This window comes from Roseovarius sp. SCSIO 43702 (assembly GCF_019599045.1).
Taxonomy (GTDB): Bacteria; Pseudomonadota; Alphaproteobacteria; order Rhodobacterales; family Rhodobacteraceae; genus Roseovarius.
The window spans coordinates 3,401,678-3,414,458 of sequence record NZ_CP080623.1 but is presented as its reverse complement, the minus strand read 5'-3'; the positions used below and the strand labels follow the sequence as shown (position 1 = coordinate 3,414,458).

At 66.3% G+C, this 12,781-nt stretch carries 15 protein-coding genes; 10 read left to right on the top strand and 5 right to left on the bottom strand.

Annotation, left to right across the window (positions count from 1 at the left end; genetic code table 11):
• The first annotated feature begins 9 nt into the window (after window positions 1-9).
• Genes sdhD through K1T73_RS16755 form a run of 6 tightly spaced genes read left to right on the top strand, consistent with a single transcriptional unit; the run spans window position 10 to window position 4,320 of the window.
• Entirely contained in the window at window positions 10-381 is a 372-nt protein-coding gene (gene sdhD, locus K1T73_RS16780) for a succinate dehydrogenase, hydrophobic membrane anchor protein (RefSeq protein WP_220601796.1), read from the top strand.
• A 10-nt stretch (window positions 382-391) separates the two neighbouring features.
• Window positions 392-2,194, top strand: coding sequence for a succinate dehydrogenase flavoprotein subunit (sdhA, locus tag K1T73_RS16775; protein WP_220601795.1), 1,803 nt, complete (start codon window positions 392-394; stop codon window positions 2,192-2,194).
• Window positions 2,194-2,481, top strand: a complete 288-nt coding sequence (locus tag K1T73_RS16770) for a hypothetical protein (RefSeq protein ID WP_220601794.1) — start codon at window positions 2,194-2,196, stop codon at window positions 2,479-2,481. Before sdhA ends, K1T73_RS16770 begins: the two co-directional genes overlap by 1 nt.
• On the top strand, window positions 2,478-2,798 hold the full coding sequence (locus K1T73_RS16765; protein ID WP_220601793.1) for a succinate dehydrogenase: 321 nt from the start codon (window positions 2,478-2,480) through the stop codon (window positions 2,796-2,798). The genes K1T73_RS16770 and K1T73_RS16765 overlap by 4 nt, the downstream gene beginning before the upstream one ends.
• A gap of 15 nt (window positions 2,799-2,813) precedes the next feature.
• Window positions 2,814-3,593: a succinate dehydrogenase iron-sulfur subunit gene (locus K1T73_RS16760; RefSeq protein WP_220601792.1), complete on the top strand. Its 780-nt coding sequence runs from the start codon at window positions 2,814-2,816 to the stop codon at window positions 3,591-3,593.
• A gap of 7 nt (window positions 3,594-3,600) precedes the next feature.
• The gene (locus tag K1T73_RS16755) at window positions 3,601-4,320 is read left to right on the top strand and encodes a ZIP family metal transporter (protein WP_220601791.1); all 720 of its coding nucleotides are present in this window, start codon (window positions 3,601-3,603) and stop codon (window positions 4,318-4,320) included.
• Window positions 4,321-4,333: 13 nt separating this feature from the next.
• Here K1T73_RS16755 and K1T73_RS16750 read toward each other — a convergent pair whose 3' ends face one another.
• The gene (locus tag K1T73_RS16750; RefSeq protein ID WP_220601790.1) at window positions 4,334-5,218 is read right to left on the bottom strand and encodes a DMT family transporter; all 885 of its coding nucleotides are present in this window, start codon (window positions 5,216-5,218) and stop codon (window positions 4,334-4,336) included.
• A gap of 136 nt (window positions 5,219-5,354) precedes the next feature.
• Between K1T73_RS16750 and K1T73_RS16745 the strand changes: the two genes are divergently transcribed.
• From K1T73_RS16745 to K1T73_RS16735, 3 genes are all read left to right on the top strand, one after another.
• Window positions 5,355-5,540, top strand: coding sequence for a hypothetical protein (locus K1T73_RS16745; RefSeq protein WP_220601789.1), 186 nt, complete (start codon window positions 5,355-5,357; stop codon window positions 5,538-5,540).
• A 235-nt stretch (window positions 5,541-5,775) separates the two neighbouring features.
• Window positions 5,776-7,011: a DEAD/DEAH box helicase gene (locus K1T73_RS16740; RefSeq protein ID WP_220601788.1), complete on the top strand. Its 1,236-nt coding sequence runs from the start codon at window positions 5,776-5,778 to the stop codon at window positions 7,009-7,011.
• Between the two features lie 66 nt (window positions 7,012-7,077).
• Entirely contained in the window at window positions 7,078-7,932 is an 855-nt protein-coding gene (locus K1T73_RS16735) for a DUF1989 domain-containing protein (protein WP_220601787.1), read from the top strand.
• A gap of 161 nt (window positions 7,933-8,093) precedes the next feature.
• Here the strand turns inward: K1T73_RS16735 and ctaD are convergent, their stop codons facing one another.
• The gene (gene ctaD / locus K1T73_RS16730) at window positions 8,094-9,767 is read right to left on the bottom strand and encodes a cytochrome c oxidase subunit I (protein ID WP_220601786.1); all 1,674 of its coding nucleotides are present in this window, start codon (window positions 9,765-9,767) and stop codon (window positions 8,094-8,096) included.
• A 319-nt stretch (window positions 9,768-10,086) separates the two neighbouring features.
• Between ctaD and K1T73_RS16725 the strand changes: the two genes are divergently transcribed.
• Window positions 10,087-10,452: a hypothetical protein gene (locus K1T73_RS16725; RefSeq protein WP_220601785.1), complete on the top strand. Its 366-nt coding sequence runs from the start codon at window positions 10,087-10,089 to the stop codon at window positions 10,450-10,452.
• A gap of 175 nt (window positions 10,453-10,627) precedes the next feature.
• Here the strand turns inward: K1T73_RS16725 and K1T73_RS16720 are convergent, their stop codons facing one another.
• The 3 genes from K1T73_RS16720 to K1T73_RS16710 form a co-directional block, all read right to left on the bottom strand.
• Window positions 10,628-11,107: a cytochrome c family protein gene (locus K1T73_RS16720; RefSeq protein ID WP_220601784.1), complete on the bottom strand. Its 480-nt coding sequence runs from the start codon at window positions 11,105-11,107 to the stop codon at window positions 10,628-10,630.
• 87 nt (window positions 11,108-11,194) lie between these two features.
• On the bottom strand, window positions 11,195-12,097 hold the full coding sequence (locus tag K1T73_RS16715) for a fatty acid desaturase (RefSeq protein WP_220601783.1): 903 nt from the start codon (window positions 12,095-12,097) through the stop codon (window positions 11,195-11,197).
• On the bottom strand, window positions 12,094-12,723 hold the full coding sequence (locus K1T73_RS16710) for a TetR/AcrR family transcriptional regulator (protein ID WP_220601782.1): 630 nt from the start codon (window positions 12,721-12,723) through the stop codon (window positions 12,094-12,096). Before K1T73_RS16710 ends, K1T73_RS16715 begins: the two co-directional genes overlap by 4 nt.
• Window positions 12,724-12,781 lie beyond the last annotated feature (58 nt).

Here is a 12,781-nt window from a genome sequence, read left to right as displayed (position 1 = left end):
AGGCGAGAGATGCGATATCTGACCGCCCGCAAGCGGGCCGAGGGCAAGGGCGCCTCGGGCACCGGGACCGAAGACCATTGGCATATGACCGTGAGCGCGGTGGGCCTCGCGCTGATCGTGCCGGTCTTCGTCGTCATCTTCGGTCGCGCGCTGGGAGGCGACCGCGAGGAGGTTCTGGCGACCTTCGCCCACCCTGCGATCGCGATCCTGACGGCGCTCGTGATCTTTGCCGGGATGCAGCATTTCCGGCGTGGCGCACAAACGATGATCGATGACTACTCGCGCGGCACCACGCGCAAGATCCTCATCATCAGCGTTGCCGTACTCTCTTACGGGCTGACGGCTTCGGGCCTGTTCGCTCTCGCTAAAATCGCGCTTTGAAGGGGTCGAGATGGCTGCTTACGAATACGAGACGCATGATTACGATGTCGTGGTCGTCGGAGCCGGCGGCGCCGGTCTTCGGGCGACGCTGGGCATGGCCGAGCAGGGGTTGCGCACGGCCTGCGTGACCAAGGTGTTTCCCACGCGGTCGCACACCGTGGCCGCGCAGGGCGGCATCGCGGCGAGCCTCAGCAACATGGGGCCGGATCACTGGCAGTGGCACATGTACGACACCGTGAAGGGGTCGGACTGGCTGGGTGACACGGACGCGATGGAGTATCTCGCGCGCGAGGCGCCCAAGGCGGTCTATGAGCTCGAGCATTACGGCGTGCCGTTCTCGCGCACCGAGGAAGGCAAGATCTACCAGCGCCCCTTCGGCGGGCACACGACCGAGTTCGGAGAAGGCCCGGCCGTGCAGCGCACCTGTGCCGCGGCCGACAGGACGGGCCACGCGATCCTGCACACGCTCTATGGCCAGAGCCTCAAGCAGAAGGCCGAGTTCTATATCGAGTATTTCGCCATCGACCTGATCATGACCGACGGGGCCTGCACCGGGGTCGTGTGCTGGAAGCTCGAGGACGGCACGATGCATGTCTTCAACGCCAAGATGGTCGTTCTGGCCACCGGCGGCTATGGCCGGGCGTATTTCAGCGCGACGTCGGCGCATACCTGCACCGGGGATGGCGGCGGGATGGTGGCCCGTGCGGGCCTGCCCTTGCAGGACATGGAGTTCGTGCAGTTCCATCCGACCGGCATCTATGGCTCTGGGTGCCTGATCACCGAGGGCGCGCGGGGCGAGGGCGGCTATCTCACCAATTCCGAGGGCGAGCGGTTCATGGAACGCTATGCCCCGCAATACAAGGACCTGGCGCCGCGCGACTATGTCAGCCGCTCGATGACGATGGAGATCCGCGAGGGGCGCGGCGTGGGCGAGAAGGGCGATCATATCCACCTCAACCTCAGCCACCTGCCGCCCGAGGCGCTGAACCTGCGGCTGCCGGGGATCTCGGAAAGCGCCAAGATCTTTGCCGGCGTGGACGTGACCAAGGAGCCGATTCCGGTCATCCCGACGGTGCATTACAACATGGGCGGCATCCCCACGAATTACTGGGGCGAGGTGGTGAATCCGACCGAGGACGATCCGCACGCGGTGGTGCCGGGCCTCATGGCCGTGGGCGAGGCGGGCTGCGCCAGCGTGCATGGCGCGAACCGTCTGGGCTCGAACTCGCTCATCGACCTCGTCGTCTTTGGCCGTGCCGCGGCCATTCGCGCGGGCAAGGTGGTGGACCACGACAGCGCGGTTCCGGGCACGAACAAGGAGCAGGTCGACAAGGCGCTGGACCGGTTCGACCGAATCCGTCACGCGGACGGGGACACGCCCACCGCGGAGCTTCGCGACGAGATGCAGCGCACGATGCAGGAGGACGCGGCCGTCTTCCGCACGTCGAAGACGCTCAAGCAGGGGGTCGAGCGGATGACCGAGATCGCCGGGAAGCTCTCGGACCTCAAGGTCACGGATCGTGGCATGATCTGGAACAGCGACCTGATGGAGACGCTGGAGCTGACCAACCTCATGCCGAACGCGTTGGCCACCATCCACGGCGCCGAGGCGCGTCACGAGAGCCGGGGTGCCCATGCGCACGAGGATTACGAGAAGCGCGACGACGAGAACTGGCGCGTTCATACCATCGCCCGCGTGGACGGCACCGATGTGGAGCTGAGCTATCGCCCGATCATCGAGGAGCCGCTGACCACCGAGGACGAGGGCGGCATCAGTCTCAAGAAGATCGCGCCCAAGGAACGCACGTTCTGATGCCGCTGTCGCGTGCCATATGGCCCGCGCTCGCGGTCCTGCCGCTCGCCGCCTGCGAGGCGAGCGGGGGCTCTTCGGCGCCCGTTCCGGCGCAGGAGCCGCCCAGGCTTGGCGGGCCGCCCGAGCGGCTCGAGCTTTGCGCGGCGCGTGCAGGGGTGCGCGGGGATTACGAGACCGAAACGTTCTTCGACGAGGGCAGGCCCATCGTGCGCATCGTCTCGGGCGGGGCCGTGTCGGACGACCAGATGGACAAGGCCAATGCCTGCCTTGCGGAGGGTGCGACATGAGAAGGCTTGCGGTGATCCTCGCGGCCGCGGCGCTGGCCGGCTGCACCGCCGCGAACGACGCGGCGGACGCGGTGGCGCGCGACAGGGCCAAGACGGTGGTGAACAGCGTGGTCGCCCAGCGGTTTCCGGGCGTGAACGCCGCGCCGGTCACGGATTGCATCATCGACGCCGCGAGCGCGGCTGAAATCCTCAACATCGCGAGCGCGTCGGTCACCGGCGTCACCCAATCGACGGTCGAGGAGGTGCTGGCCATCGCCAGCCGCCGCGAGGCCGTGAACTGCATTGCCGAGCAGAGCATCACCTTGCTTGCCGGTTGAGACGGAGGTCCAGGAATGGTTCAGCTTACCCTACCCAAGAACTCGCGCATCACGCGGGGCAAGACGTGGCCCGAGCCCGAGGGTGCCACGAATGTCCGCAAGTTCCAGATCTATCGCTACGATCCCGACAGCGGCGACAACCCGCGTCTCGACACCTATTTCCTCGACATGGACAAGTGCGGGCCGATGGTCCTGGACGCACTCATCAAGATCAAGAACGAGATCGACCCGACGCTCACCTTCCGCCGCTCCTGCCGCGAGGGTATCTGCGGCTCGTGCGCGATGAATATCGGGGGGATCAACACGCTGGCCTGTATCTACGGGCTCGACGAGGTGAAGGGCGACGTGAAGATCTATCCGTTGCCCCATATGCCCGTGGTCAAGGATTTGATCCCCGACTTGACGCATTTCTATGCGCAACATGCCTCGATCATGCCTTGGCTCGAGACCAAGACGAACCGGCCGGCGAAGGAGTGGAAGCAGTCGATCGAGGACCGCGAGAAGCTTGACGGGCTTTACGAATGCGTGATGTGCGCCTCCTGCTCGACCGCCTGTCCGAGCTACTGGTGGAACGGCGACAAGTATCTCGGGCCGGCCGCGCTGTTGCATGCCTATCGCTGGATCGTCGACAGCCGGGACGAGGCGACGGGCGAGCGGCTCGACGACCTGGAAGATCCGTTCAAGCTCTACCGGTGCCACACGATCATGAATTGCACCAAGACCTGCCCCAAGAACCTCAACCCCGCGAAGGCCATTGCCGAGATCAAGAAGATGATGGTCGAACGCGCGATCTGAGCGGGGCGTGCCCGAGCATTTCCTCCACGCGCTGATCCTGGCCACGGTGGCCGGCCTGGCCATTCCGGCGGGGGCGGGCGCGGCGATGATCGGGCGGCTGCTGCCCCGCTGGCACGAGGACGAGTTCCGCCACGGGATCGTGGCCTTCGGCGCGGGTGCACTTCTCTCGGCGGTGGCTCTGGTGCTGATCCCCGAGGGGATCGACCGGGCGCATGGCGGCATCGCGCTTCTGAGCTTTGCGCTGGGTGGCCTCACGCTGATGGTGGTGGACCGCGCGCTGGCCCGGTCAGGTGGCAAGGCCGCGCAGTTCACCGCCATGATGCTCGACTACCTTCCCGAGGCGATGGCGCTGGGCGCGATGCTGGCGGACCAGGGTTCGACCGCGGTGCTGCTTGCGCTGATGATTGCCCTTCAGAACCTGCCCGAGGGGTTCAACGCCTATCGCGAGATGGCCGGGGGAAGCGGCGAGGCCGGGCGCTGGCGGCTCTTCGCGCTCTTCTGTCTCATGGTGCCCGTGGGGCCGTTGGCGGCACTCGCGGGCCTTCTTTTCCTCAGCGGATCGCCCGCGGTGCTGGGCGTCATCATGATGTTCTCGGCAGGCGGGATCGTCTACCTGCTTTTCCAGGATCTTGCGCCGCAGGTGCGGCTCGAACGGCATTGGGGGCCGCCGCTGGGCGGGGTCGCGGGCTTCCTGCTCGGCCTCGCGGGGCACGTGGTTCTGCATTGAGGCGTTGGGGTGTTCAGTCGCGGCTGAAAAGGATGAACCCCACCCCGCCGATCACCAGCGCGCCCCCGATGAGCGTTTGCGGGCCCGGATCCTCGCCCAGGAACACCACCCCTCCCACGAGCGCGAAGAGCGGCAGGAGGAGAAGGAAGGGCGCCACCTGGCTGACCGGGTTGCGGCGCAGAAGCGTGTTCCAGAGCCCGTAGCCGAAGGCCGTCATGACGAGCCCGAGATAGAGCACGGCAAGCCAGACCACCGGCCCCGCATTCGCGATGGCGGCGACCTGGTCGCGTTCCACGAGGAGAGAACCCAGGAAAAGCTGTGGCGTCGCCATGACGGCGATCCACGCGGTGACGGTGAGGCCGTCGATCCGCTCGAGCCGCCGGATCATCGCCTGTCCGACCGCCCAGAAGAAGGCGCCGCCGATCACCATGAGGACCGAGGGCCATTCGCTCGCGATGCGCGGTGCGCCGGAGATGTACCACACGCCCACGAAAGCCAGCGCGATGCCGATCCATTTGCGCCAGCCGGGAGCCTCGCCCAGAAAGAGCGCGCCGATGATGACGAGGAACGGCACCTCGAGCTGCACGATGAGGGCGGCCGCCCCGGCGTCGAGCTGCTTGAGGCCTGTGAAGGTCAGCCCGTACTGGAACCCCGCCGCGACGAAGGCGATGGCGAAGAGCGCGAGAAGCTGGCCACGGGGGATGCGCACGAACCACACGAGGGCGAGGGCCGTCACCGAAAAGCGGAACGCCATCAGCAGGATGGGCGGGAAATGCGCGATCGCCGCCTTGGCGAAGACGAACCCCATCCCCCAGACGAGCGCCACCGTCACCCCGAGCAGGATGTCGAGCGGTGTGAGCCCCGCGGGTGCGGAGGAGGAGGGTGTCAGCCGGGCCATGCGGCGGACTGTAGAGCGGCGCGGGAAGCGTCGTCCAGCCGGGAAACGACATGCGGGCTGGGATCGGGGGTGTGCCTCGTGTTACGGGAAACATCCTGCCCCAAGCGCGTTAACAAGCCATTACCGGGAGGCGCGGATGATCATCGTTGCGGGTCTTGTCATCGCTTTCGTGCTGATGCTGATCTTTGCGCGGCGCGACATGCGGTATTGCCGCTGGCGCAAGGACCGCGATGCGGGCGAATGGCGCTGCGCCTATTGCGGCGCGGTGTCCGAAGGCCTCGACCCGCCCGAACGGTGCCTGCGGCCACGGGACGGGGCGTAATCCGAGATTGTCGTTGACTTGCGCCGCGCGAAGGCCCATGTGGCGGGGAAGGCCATTGTCCCCCGCCGCGTGAGCGGGGACGCCAGCACGAAAGAGCATGGGCGCAGACGATGGCGTGTTTCACCGGGGTCCAGATCACGCAGGATGCCAATGGGATGCCCCGTCGGGGCCTCTCCCATACCTGACGTCGCCCCAAGCGGGCCAGAACCGGCCGAGGCCGGAATAGGAATAATTCATGAGCGATTTCAAGATGCTGGGTCTGAGTGACCGGCTTGTCGACCGGCTGACCGAGAGCGGCATCACCGATCCGACGCCGATCCAGATGCGGGCGATCCCGGAGGCCCTGAACGGGCGCGACCTGATGGGGCTGGCGCAGACCGGCACCGGCAAGACGGCGGCTTTCGGCCTGCCGCTGGCGCAGATCATGCTGAGCGAGCAGGTCAAGCCGGGACCGCGCGGCGTGCGCGGGCTGGTGCTGGCCCCGACGCGGGAACTGGCCAACCAGATCTTCGAGAACCTCCAGACATACCTGGGCAAGAGCCACCTGCGGCTGAATATCGTGGTGGGCGGCAAGTCGCTCAACATGCAGGTCAAGCGGCTGGAACGCGGGACCGACATCCTTGTCGCGACGCCGGGGCGGCTCATCGACCTGATGGAGCGGCGCGCGATCGAGCTGGGCAACACGCGGTTCCTCGTTCTCGACGAGGCGGACCAGATGCTCGACCTCGGCTTCATCCACGCGCTGCGCAAGATCGCCGCGGCCCTGCCCGCGGAGCGGCAGACGATGCTTTTCTCGGCCACCATGCCCAAGCAGATGAACGAGATCGCGCAGGCCTATCTCACCTCGCCCGTGCGGGTCGACGTCTCGCCCCCCGGCAAGGCGGCGGACAAGATCACCCAGTCGGTGCATTTCGTCGCGCAGGCGGAAAAGACGGGGCTTCTCAAGGAGCTGCTGGACGAGCACCGCGAGGAGCTTGCGCTGGTCTTCTCGCGCACGAAGCACGGGGCCGAGCGGCTGAAGCGCAACCTCGAGAGCGCGGGATTCGCGGCCACCTCGATCCACGGCAACAAGAGCCAGGGGCAGAGGGATCGTGCGCTTCAGGAGTTCAAGGACGGGCAGGCGCGCGTCCTGGTGGCGACGGACGTGGCGGCGCGGGGGATCGACATCCCGGACGTGCGGCATGTCTACAACTACGACCTGCCCAACGTGCCCGACAGCTATGTCCACCGGATCGGGCGCACCGCGCGGGCGGGGGCCGAGGGCCGCGCGGTGGCGTTCTGTGCGCCGGACGAGGCGGAGCTTCTGCGCGACATCCAGAAGGTGCTCAAGATGGACGTGCCGGTGGCGAGCGGGCGGCCCTGGGAAGGGGTGCAGCTGGCGGCCAACAAGGGCCGGCCGGGTGGCGCGCCGGGCAAGGGCCGTGGGCGCCGTCCGGGCCGCGGCCGGGGTCGCAGCCGCAAGGCCGGTTGAGCCTTTACAAGCGCCGGTGAGGGCGGAAGAGTGACGCGGTGATCCCGAGGAGAGGAGCGCCGCGCCATGCCCACCCCGCCCCCCGACGCCGCCGCGCGCCGCGCCGTCGCGCCGGTCATCTGCTATCCGAACGAGACGCTGCCCGAGGTGCCGCTCGCGCTCTATCGCAGGGCACGGGCGGGCGCGCGCAAGGTGGCCGAGGCCGTCGCCGCCCCGCGCGACGCCTGCACTTTCAGGGTCGAGGCGGGGCAGTTCTTTCGCATCACGAGCGTCGAGGGCCCGCAAGTCGGGGACCTGAACCTGTGGCATGCGGACAATCTCGACGAGCGGTTCTATTCCGGCAAGACGCGCGCGCTGCATGGCACGCATCTCACCACAGGCGAGCGGATGTGGTCGTCCTTCCCCTATCTGCGGCCGATGGCCACGATCGTCGAGGATACGCTTGATTGGTACGGGCGGGATGCGTTCGGTGGGTCGGTGCATGACGTGATCGGGACGCGCTGCGATCCTTATACGGGAAACCTGCTGGCAGGGTCGCAGTATCACCATTGCTGTCACTCGAACCTGACCCGCGCGCTCGCCGGGGCGACGGGGCTCGACCGGGAGGCGGCGGAACGGGCGGTGCATGACGTGCTGAATGTCTTCATGTGCACCGGGTTCACCGCGGACACGGGCCAGTATTTCATGAAGGCAAGCCCCGTGCGGCCCGACGATTACCTTGAATTCCTTGCGGAAATCGACCTTCTGGGGGCGCTGAGCGCCTGTCCCGGCGGCGATTGCTCGGCCCAGCATTCGAGCGATGTGGCGGTGTGCCATCCGCTCCTGGTCGAGGTGTTCGAGCCGGAGGCCGGCGCGCTCGAAGGATGGGCGCCGCCGCAGGTGAACGGGTATGACCGCAGCCACGGATTTTCCGAAGGTTAACGGGCCGGACCCCACGTCGGTATCCATGTCGGTATCCACGTCGGTATCGCGTCGGTGGAAGGTGAGTCGCGGCAATCGTGAATGCGGCGCACGGTCGGCCAGCCACGAAAAAGGCCCCGGTCGGGAACCGGGGCCTTTCAAGTTCGGGTAGTGCCCTGCGATCAGTGCGCGTGGGACTTGTCCCAATCCTCGCGCTTGGGAAGCTGCTCGAACGTGTGTTCGGGCGGCGGCGAGGGCAGGGTCCATTCCAGGGTGTCGGCATACTCGTTCCACGGGTTCGCCTCGGTCACCCGGGTGCCGCGCAGGAGTGCGTAGGCGATGATGCCGAAGAAGAACACGAAGCTCGCGAAGGAGATGAAGGCGCCGATGGACGACCAGTAGTTCCAGAACGCGAAGGCATCCGGGTAGTCGATGTAGCGGCGCGGCATGCCCTGGCGGCCGAGGAAGTGCTGCGGGAAGAAGGTGAGGTTCGCACCGATGAACATCGCCCAGAAGTGCAGCTTGCCCGCCCATTCGGGATACATCTTGCCGGTCATCTTGGGGAAGTAGAAGTAGACCCCCGCGAAGATGGCGAAGATCGCCCCGAGCGACATCACGTAGTGGAAATGCGCCACCACGTAATAGGTGTCGTGATAGGCCCGGTCGACGCCCGCCTGGGCCAACACGACGCCCGTGACGCCGCCCACGGTGAAGAGGAAGAGGAACCCGAACGCCCAGAGCATCGGCGTACGGAATTCGATCGACCCGCCCCACATGGTCGCGATCCACGAGAAGACCTTGACCCCCGTCGGCACCGCGATGACCATCGTCGCCAGCATGAAGTAGCTCTGCTGGGTGAGCGACATGCCCACGGTATACATGTGGTGCGCCCAGACCACGAAGCCCAAGACCCCGATCGCGATCAGCGCCCAGACCATCGGCAGGTAGCCGAAGATCGGCTTGCGCGAGAAGGTCGCGATGACGTGGCTGATGATGCCGAAGCCGGGAAGGATGATGATGTAAACCTCGGGGTGGCCGAAGAACCACAGGATGTGCTGGTAGAGCACCGGATCACCGCCGCCCGCCGGATCGAAGAAGGTCGTTCCGAAGTTGCGGTCCGTCAGCAGCATCGTGATCGCGCCGGCGAGCACCGGCAGGCAGAGCAGGATCATCCATGCGGTGACGAAGATCGACCACGAGAAGAGCGGCACCTTGAAGAGCGTCATGCCCGGTGCGCGCATGTTGAGGAAGGTCGTGATCATGTTGATCGAGCCCAGGATCGAGCTTGCGCCCGAGACGTGGACGGCAAAGATCGCGAGGTCCATGGACATGCCCGCCTCGGAGGTCGAGAGCGGCGCGTAGAGCACCCAGCCCACGCCCGAGCCGAGCTGACCGTTGCCGCCGGGCGACAGGAGCGACGCGACGCCGAGCGACGTGCCCGCGACATAGAGCCAGAAGCTGAGGTTGTTCATGCGCGGGAACGCCATGTCCGGCGCACCGATCTGCAACGGCATGAAATAGTTGCCGAAACCGCCGAAGAGCGCCGGAATCACCACGAAGAACATCATCAGGATGCCGTGGTAGGTGATCATCACGTTCCACAGGTGGCCGTTCGGGGTACAGGGCGCCGAGCTGTCCGCGATGAAGCGCGCGCCCTCGAGACACATGTACTGGACACCCGGTTCCATCAGCTCGAGCCGCATGTAGACGGTGAACAGGACCGATATCAGCCCTACGAAGGCCGATACGACCAGGTAGAGGATACCGATATCCTTGTGGTTGGTGGACATGAACCAGCGGGTGAAGAACCCGCGATCGTCGTGGTGGTCGTGGCCTTGAATGGCTGCGTCTGCCATTTGGTGCCTCCTGCTGACATTGGTGGCGCGGGCACGCGGAAGGCGCCCCTGATCATGGGATGTTTTAGTCCGCCGGGCCGAGCGGGGCAATGTTCGAAATTGACGCAGATCAAATAAATACCGCACCGGGCGACGCTCTGAGCCCGCATGTGTGAAATCACGGGTCGGGGCGCCGCCTCGCGATTGTCGGATGCAAAAAAATCCGGCATCGGTCCAGAAATTCGGGAACTACCGGCGCGGGCGGTGGTTGGGCCTCCATGAATTCTCAACTGGAAGGCGGACAGCCAAGTGCGCCCTTCTGAATAACCTGGAGGTAGAAATGAAGAACTTCATGCTCAAGACCGTTTCCGTGGCCGGCCTGACCGCAGCGATGGCGATGCCCGCAGCGGCGATGACCTGTGCCGAATTCGACGCGATGAGCCCCGATGAGCAACTCGGCGTGATGTATGACATGGGTGGCCGCATGGCAGCCCGCGACATGGCCCGTGGCGACGACGCCGACATGGGCGGCGACGACGCGGCGACCGTTGACACGGAATCGGCCGACAACGTGGCCGGCGGCGAGGAAGAGCGCGCCCAGATGGCACGCGGCTCAGACGTGGTCGTGAAGATGCGCGAGATGTGCGAAGCCGATCCCGAGGCGAATCTCGACGACATCATGAACAGCAAGGAAATGCGCGGCTAAGCGTCGTTTCCTTGGGATACGAGACGGCCGCGAGCGATCGCGGCCGTTTTTTCGTGTTCGGAAGTCGAACGCGGTGCGGTCGGGAGCGATCTGGCGGGCGCCCTGACGGACGCATGTCCGCCAAGCAAAACGGCCGCGGGTGATCGCGGCCGCTTTTCCTGTGGGTGTCCGATGCTCAGGACGCGTCGGAACCTTCGGCGTCCTCGCTGGCGCCTTCCTCGGAATCGGAGTCGCCATCTTCGTCCGCGCTGAACGTCGCGAGATAGGCCGCAACATCCTCACCACCTTTGTTGAGCTTGAATGTCATCTTGCTCTTGGCGCCATCGTCGTCGAGGTAGTCCTTGAGGAAGCCGCGGGGATCCTTGACGTATTCCGCCAGGTTCTCCTCGTCCCAGACGAGGCCCGCCTCGCCCGCGGCGACGAGCGAATCGCCGTAGCCGCTGAAATCTTCGACGGTGCCCGCGGTGCTCCCGATGATACCATACAGATTGGGGCCGGTCCTGCCGCCCTTGACGATGTCTTCATCGCCGTCGGCGATCGCGTGGCAGGACTTGCATCTGTTGAACGTTTTCTCGCCCTTGTCGGCATCGCCCTCGGCATGTGCCGGGAGCGCGAATGCCAATGCGGCAAGCGTCGGTGCGATTAGGTGTTTCATGATCAACCTTTCGTGCCTTCACAAGTTTCGCGTTTCCATCCCTGACAATAGGCTTCCTGCCAGGGATGTGTAGCACAAAAGCGGATTTCAGCCATTCCGGTTCCGCAGATCGTCCAGATAGGCGCGGGTGAACCGCGTGTAGCCCGCGGAGGTCATGCGCAGGCGGTCCCGCATGAGCGCGTTGAGACGCGGGAGCTGATGGAAGGGTATCGCGGGGAGGGTGTGATGCTCGGTGTGGTAGGGCATGTTCCACGCGAGAAACCGGACGATGCGGTTGGTGTAGGTGGTGCGCGTGTTCTCCAGCATGTTCGCCACGCGGGGGCAGCGGCCATGCTCGGCCAGCAGGTAGAGCCGCAGGAAGGGCTGGCCCAGAAGGGCCGGGAGCAGCCAGATCCAGAAGAGAAGCGGCGTGACGGCGAGGCTGCTTGCGGCCAGCGCATGGAGCGCCAGCATCACGCGCGCCTCGCGCCGGAGACGGGGCCGCGCGCGGGCGGGCACATGATCCCCCGGATCGCGGCCCAGCGCGTTGCGCCATGTCTGCCGCGCCATGGCCCACCAGTAGGGCAGGCCCGAGACGTGCCGGATGAATTCGCCCCGCGTCTCGGGCTTGGCGCCCGAGAGGAGCTCGGGGTCGCGGTCGGGATCGTTGGTGTGACGGTGATGGGCGAGGTGGAAGTAGCGAAACCACTCGAACGGTTGCAGGATCAGGAGCCCCGCCGCATGGCCCACCCATTCGTTGAGCCAGGGCGTCCGAAACGGCGTCTTGTGGGTGCATTCATGCTCGAGCGTGAAGAGAAAGCAGATCGCGATCCCCAGCGGGAGCAGCGCCAGCGGCCAAAGCCACCAGCCCTGCGCGACCCAGAGCGCCAGGCCCGCGATCAGCCCGACATGGCCCGCGAGATGCAAGAGCCCCGCCCGGTCGCTGCGCTGGCCCAGCCGGGCGAGCGTGTCGGCGGGCAGGCTGGCGATGAGGGTCTTGTGGTCGGTCATGGGGCATCGCGCCCGAGCGTGGCGAGATAGCCGGCGAAATAGGCCCGCGCGGCCTCGGCGTCGGGGGGGCGGCCGATGAAGCAGCGGAAATAGGGGTCGAGATAGCTCAGTCGCTCGGGCACGCTCTCGGTGATGCCGAGCGCGTGGTAGCTGACTTGCGTGAGATAGATGACGCGGGCACGGATGAACGCCTCGGGGCGGTCGAAGCCGTGACGGTCGAGGAACGCGGCGATCGCGGCGATCCGCGCGTCGTCCTCGGCGCGGAGGCTGGCCGCCACGTCGGGCGCGCGGCGGGCCCAGTCGCGCACCGCCTGGTCGAGCGCGGGGTCGAAGCGGGTATGGTCCACCCAGACCGCGAAGAGTGCGAGCAGCCCGTCATCGAGCCCGCGCGCCCCGGCAAGGGCATCGAGCATCACGCCGGTATTGCGCGCCCGCCAGGTGTCGAGCACCGCCGCAAGCAGGTCGGCGCGATCCTCGAAATGCCAGTAGAAGCTGCCCCGCGTGATGCCGAGCGCGCGGGAGAGCGCGGTGATCTGCACCGCCTCGATACCCTCGGCCTTGAGCAGCCCGATGGCGGCATCGAGCCAGTCCTCGCGGGTCTTGCGCATGGGGCGGGGGGCGGTCACGGGGCGGCTCCGTACAGGGTTGTCCGGAAACATGCAGGGATGTATGGTTCCTGTCAAG